The sequence below is a fragment of the Acinetobacter stercoris genome, from assembly GCF_900323515.1.
GTDB lineage: Bacteria > Pseudomonadota > Gammaproteobacteria > Pseudomonadales > Moraxellaceae > Acinetobacter > Acinetobacter stercoris.
The window spans coordinates 1-5277 of the sequence record NZ_OOGT01000245.1; the positions used below are offsets into that span (position 1 = coordinate 1).

The 5277-nt window shown below is 36.6% G+C and carries 5 protein-coding genes; 4 read left to right on the top strand and 1 reads right to left on the bottom strand.

All coding sequences use genetic code 11. The annotated features are described in order from the left end of the window. Positions 1 to 158 precede the first annotated feature (158 nt). From KPC_RS17630 to KPC_RS17640, 3 genes are all read left to right on the top strand, one after another. On the top strand, positions 159 to 530 hold the full coding sequence (locus tag KPC_RS17630) for an SEL1-like repeat protein (RefSeq protein WP_121975642.1): 372 nt from the start codon (positions 159 to 161) through the stop codon (positions 528 to 530). A gap of 217 nt (positions 531 to 747) precedes the next feature. Beyond that, positions 748 to 1143: a tetratricopeptide repeat protein gene (locus KPC_RS17635; RefSeq protein ID WP_121975643.1), complete on the top strand. Its 396-nt coding sequence runs from the start codon at positions 748 to 750 to the stop codon at positions 1141 to 1143. A 331-nt stretch (positions 1144 to 1474) separates the two neighbouring features. Then, positions 1475 to 1786: an SEL1-like repeat protein gene (locus tag KPC_RS17640; RefSeq protein ID WP_228212317.1), complete on the top strand. Its 312-nt coding sequence runs from the start codon at positions 1475 to 1477 to the stop codon at positions 1784 to 1786. 39 nt (positions 1787 to 1825) lie between these two features. On the opposite strand, the gene ettA is transcribed toward KPC_RS17640, so the two are convergent. After that, positions 1826 to 3487 (bottom strand): energy-dependent translational throttle protein EttA, encoded by a 1662-nt coding sequence (gene ettA / locus KPC_RS17645; protein WP_121975645.1) that lies wholly within the window; start codon positions 3485 to 3487, stop codon positions 1826 to 1828. A 330-nt stretch (positions 3488 to 3817) separates the two neighbouring features. Here ettA and KPC_RS17650 point away from each other — a divergent pair, with 330 nt between their 5' ends. Next, on the top strand, positions 3818 to 5095 hold the full coding sequence (locus KPC_RS17650) for an O-acetylhomoserine aminocarboxypropyltransferase/cysteine synthase family protein (protein WP_121975646.1): 1278 nt from the start codon (positions 3818 to 3820) through the stop codon (positions 5093 to 5095). Positions 5096 to 5277: the final 182 nt, after the last annotated feature.

Genomic DNA, 5277 nt, shown 5'->3' on the forward strand with positions numbered 1-5277 from the left:
TTTACATGCTTTAATATACAAAGTTGTACATTTTACTGTTGACAAATTACATTTTATTATTTGCATTTTGTAAAAAACAGCTAAATTTATTATAACTAATTAGTTTTTTCTGATTAGAAATCTCACAACTTTGTTAATGGATTAGCAAGGAGGTTTATATGTTGGTACATATTTTTAACCGTTTTTTAGGAAAATCACCATCTCGCCGTTTCTTGGCAGATTCTGAAGCATCATATGAAATATCACGTGGTCATGATTTTGAATTACTGGCTGCCCTTCATATGAAAGAAGCCAGTCTTAACACAGAAGATCATGAATCACGTAACGCAATGTGGTATTACCTACGTGCAGCATTACGCGGTGATCAGGAAGCCCAGTACAAGATGGGACTGATCTATCTAAATGGTCAACTAGGGCTTGATCGAAGTTACTCTCATGCTGAAAAATGGCTTACTCAAGCTGCACATCAAGGTCATGTTCAAGCCAGAGAAGAATTAACAAAAGCATATAACCTTTTAGCTTTTTCATAAGCCAACTTACCCTTTCCCTATAAAGCCAATTAATTAATACATTGGCTTTATTCTGCCAACTATTTAATATATTTATTAAATAGTGTCGTTATAAAAAATAAAAATTGTCATTATGAAAAAAAAATATTCGTGAATTACTAACAACAGATGTTTTATAAATTGTATGTTTCCTATACAGTATAAAAATTTTCTATTTAATGAAAATTGGAACGTCGAAATGGATTTTTTAAAAGCTATCCGACAGTATGTATTACTATTGGTTTCTCACCTGAATCAGGAGAAATCATCATATTACCGCTTTTCCTTTTCAGATACTTTTTTAAGTTATCATCGTGCCAAATATTTTGAGCTACTCTCTTTTCAACTCATCAATAAAAATGATTACAGTACTCAAGCAGGACATCAAAGAAATGCAGTCTGGTTTTTCCTGCATTCGGCATTAAAAGGTTATAGCGAATCACAATATAAACTTGGCATCTGCTACTTACATGGAGAATTAGGTCTGAAAAAAAATATTTTTATCGCATATAAATGGTTAAAACTTGCTGCAGACCAAGGACATATTGGCGCAATAAATGAATTAAAACTATTTAGCAGAACCAAGCAGCTTTAAAAATTTATAAATATTTCACAGAATAATTTTAAGACTTTATAATAATAATTTAAAATTTTAATTTCATATTGAAGCTTATATATTACAGATAATACGATCCAATATTTCTAAATAAACAATAAAAAACTTGTATAAATCCTCCTTCCTTAAATTTAAAATCGATTAAAAATCACTAAAATCAGGGATTAATTTAGATCAATACTTTCTATACATTTTAGGCATTTATAGTGCCTGAGTATTTCCAATGGGCTTTATTAAAAAATTATATTCCCTGTGTGTTTTATCTATTTGCAATTCTCTAAAAAACAATCCGACATGTTCAGAATCCTTTTTGATTTTTCAGCATGCAAAACGTTTTGAACTATTAGCACTACAACATATGTATAACTCTCACTCTGCCGATAAGGATCAGTATATATACGCTTATCAAAGAAATGCCTTCTGGTATTTCTTACATGCTGCATTAAAAGGTTATAGTGAATCACAATATAAACTTGGTATTTGTTACCTGAAAGGTGAATTAGGTTTGACCCAAGACAAATACATTGCTCAAAAATGGTTTACTCTTGCAGCAAATCAAGGGCATCTCGATGCCTTATATGAGCTGAATTTGATTCGGACTTCTCAACAATATCCCCATTAAAAAAACCAGCTCGAAAGCTGGTTTTTTATAAAATGGAAATTACCCACTGATCTTTTTGTATTTTTTACGATGCGGTTGAATATCATCACCCAGTTTTGTACGGCGATATGCTTCGAACTCTGTATAGTTACCTGTATAGAATTCTGGTTGCTCATCTTCAAATGAAAGAATATGTGTTGCAATTCGATCCAGGAACCAGCGGTCATGCGACACAACCATAACTGTACCTGGGAACACCAAAATCGCATCTTCAAGTGCACGTAATGTTTCTACGTCCAAGTCGTTTGATGGTTCATCCAGTAAGATAACATTCGCGCCTTGTTGTAGGATTTTCGCAAGTTGTAAACGGTTACGTTCACCACCAGAAAGTTCGCCTACACGTTTTTGCTGATCTTGACCTTTAAAGTTAAAGCGACCGATATAAGCACGTGAAGCGATTTCATAATCACCAACTTTCAGAATATCCAAACCACCTGAAACTTCTTCCCAAACAGTTTTATTATCATCAAGGGTGTCACGAATCTGACCTACGTAAGCAACTTTAACCGAATCACCTAAAGTCACAGTACCTGTATCCGGTTGCTGCTCACCAGTCATCATACGGAAAAGTGTAGTTTTACCTGCACCGTTTGGACCTACGATGCCCACAATCGCTGTAGGAGGTACAGTAAATGATAGGTTTTCGTAGAGTAACTTGTCGCCAAATGATTTACTGATATTTTCAACTTCAACAACCTTGTTACCTAAGCGAGGGCCTGGTGGAATATAGATTTCAGAAGTTTCGTTACGTTGTTGGAACTCTTTAGAGTTAAGTTCTTCAAAACGCTCCATACGCGCCTTGTTTTTCTTTTGCTGACCTTTGGCATTTGAACGAACCCATTCAAGTTCTTTTTTCAATGCCTTCGCAAAAGATTCTTCTTGTTTATTTTCTTGCTCTAAACGGGCATTTTTCTGTTCAAGCCAAGAAGAGTAATTACCTTGATAAGGAATACCATGCCCACGGTCAAGTTCAAGAATCCACTCTGCAACGTTATCCAGGAAATAACGGTCGTGGGTAATCGCCACGATTGTACCAGGGAAATCTTTCAAGAAGCGTTCAAGCCACGATACTGATTCTGCATCCAGATGGTTTGTTGGTTCATCAAGAAGCAGCATGTCTGGTTTAGAAAGTAATAATCGACAAAGTGCTACACGACGACGCTCACCACCAGACAGTTTAGTTACATCTGCATCCCAAGCTGGCAGGTTCAATGCATCAGCAGCAATTTCAAGCTGGTTATTTAAATTGTGCGCATCCCAAGCATGAATAATTGATTCCAGTTTTTCCTGCTCTTTAGCCAACGCATCAAAATCGGCATCGGGATCTGCATATTCAGCAAATACCTGATCAAGACGCTCCAAAGCATCCAAAGCTTCACGTACGCCATCTTCAACGTTACCACGTACATCTTTTGTTGGATCTAATGGTGGCTCTTGTTCTAGATAACCAATTTTAATACCTGGTTGTGCACGAGCTTCACCAGAGAAATCTTTATCTACGCCAGCCATAATACGGAGTAAGGTAGATTTACCTGCGCCGTTTAAACCAAGCACACCAATTTTTGCGCCTGGGAAAAATGATAAGGAGATGTCTTTTAAGATTTCGCGCTTTGGCGGAACCATTTTAGACACTCGGTTCATCGTATAAATATATTGGGCCACGTAGGACTCCTCAATTGAAAAACCAAAATAGGGATATTTGCATTCGCTTTGACTGCTGATTATCCCTTGCAATCCGAAAAATGAATCGAAACATTATACGATGAATGTGCTGAAAAAATAAGGCTTGAACAGATTATCTACATTCTTTTTCTAACTTATGTCTAGTTTAAAAATTAAACGCAATAATGCATCATAATATTGTTACAAATCAAACTTTCGACTCGCTCACACTTATGAAATTAAATGAATAATTATGAATTTTTTATCATTTTGCTTCATAAGATTTGATGCTACACTCGGTTGATAATTAAACATTTTGAAGACAATCCTATGACTTATAAAGATGAAACATTAGCTATTCATGCGGGGTATAGCCCAGAACCAACAACAAAAGCTGTTGCAGTTCCAATTTATCAAACGACTTCTTATTCATTTGATAATACTCAACACGGTGCCGATTTATTTGATCTAAAAGTCCAGGGTAATATTTATACACGTATCATGAACCCAACAACAGCCGTACTCGAACAGCGTTTGGCTGCTCTCGAAGGTGGTATTGGGGCTCTTGCTGTTGCTTCTGGAATGGCTGCAATTACTTATGCCATTCAAACGATTGCCGAAGCTGGGGACAATATTGCATCTGTTTCGACACTATATGGTGGAACATATAATTTATTTGCACATACCTTCCCAAAACAAGGTATTGAAGTCCGTTTCTTTGATTATCAAAAACCTGAAGCTTTACGTGACCTGATTGATGATAAAACCAAACTGGTTTTCGTTGAATCAATAGGTAACCCTTTAGGCAATATCATTGATCTGGATGAAATCTCAAAAATCGCCCATGAATATGGTATTCCTGTTATTGTCGATAATACCGTTGCTACTCCTGCCCTACTCAAACCATTTGAACACGGGGCAGATATCGTTATCCACTCACTCACTAAATATATCGGTGGTCATGGCAACAGCATTGGTGGTGCAATTGTTGACAGTGGTAAATTTCCCTGGGGCAAATATCCGGATCGTTTTAAAGTATTGAACACACCAGACCCAAGCTACCACGGGGTTAACTATGTTGAGGCATTAGGTGAAGCTGCCTATATCGCTCGTGCTCGAGTTGTACCTCTGCGTAACACGGGGGCGGCGATTAGCCCGCTGAGTGTTTTCCTGATCTTACAAGGTCTGGAAACATTAAATCTTCGTATAGAACGCCATACTGAAAATGCTCAGAAAGTCGCAGAATATTTGCAGCAACATCCAAAAGTAAAATGGGTTAACTATGCAGGTTTAAAAGACCACCCTCAACATGCCTTGGCGCAAAAATACGTTAAAGGTAAACCTTCAGCAATTTTGTCGTTCGGAGTACAAGATGGTCGTGAAGGTGGAACGCGCTTTATTGATGCTTTACAGCTATTCACACGTCTCGTGAATATCGGTGATGCAAAAAGTCTAGCTTGCCATCCTGCAACAACAACTCACCGTCAATTGAACGAAGCGGAACTTAAAGCAGCTGGTGTAAGTGAAGATATGGTCCGTTTATCTATAGGTATTGAGCATATTGATGATTTGATTGCTGACCTTGACCAGGCTTTAGCCAAAGTATAAATTTAAAAATGTCATTTATCAGGTTCTTTATGCTATAAGAACCTGATAAAGTCAAACCAATAAAAGTTAGAATAAAAAATAGAGCAAATACTCTAAAATATTTTGTAAATTCATATAGTTAAAACTAGTATTTTTGTTACTTTCCGCCAATAATTACAACAAAATCACGGATCATAATATAG

Coding starts and splice junctions, on each gene's coding strand:
- KPC_RS17650 (WP_121975646.1), top strand. CDS start 3,818: ATGACTTATAAAGATGAAACATTAGCTATTCATGCGGGGTATAGCCCA.
- KPC_RS17630 (WP_121975642.1), top strand. CDS start 159: ATGTTGGTACATATTTTTAACCGTTTTTTAGGAAAATCACCATCTCGC.
- KPC_RS17635 (WP_121975643.1), top strand. CDS start 748: ATGGATTTTTTAAAAGCTATCCGACAGTATGTATTACTATTGGTTTCT.